A 300-nucleotide genomic window follows, 5' to 3' on the forward strand; every position below is an offset into this window, starting at 1 on the left:
GGCCACCGGATCGGTAGTACCGGACAACATCGACCAGATGGCCGACGACGCGATAGCGTTCATCCGAGCCCTCGGCCTGACAAAGGTCGATCTGATCGGGTTCTCCCTCGGTGGGGCCGTCGCACAGGTGGCGGCGCTCGAGGCGCCTGACCTGGTTCGGCGAATGATTTTGGCGGGCACCGGACCTCGCGGTGGCGGCGGCATCGACGCGATGCGCAAAATTGTCGCCGTCGCCTACACCAAGGCCTTCCTGACGCGGAAAGATCCCCGCGAGTACCTGTTCTTTCCCCGTACTGCGGA

The 300-nt window shown here is 64.7% G+C and carries 1 protein-coding gene; it reads left to right on the forward strand.

All coding sequences use genetic code 11. The features are described from left to right. A partial coding sequence (locus tag H7I57_RS19180) for an alpha/beta fold hydrolase (protein WP_264025346.1) occupies window positions 1-300 on the forward strand: 300 nt, incomplete at both ends.

It is taken from the genome of Mycolicibacterium pyrenivorans (assembly GCF_025821625.1).
In the GTDB taxonomy this organism is placed as follows: domain Bacteria; phylum Actinomycetota; class Actinomycetes; order Mycobacteriales; family Mycobacteriaceae; genus Mycobacterium; species Mycobacterium pyrenivorans.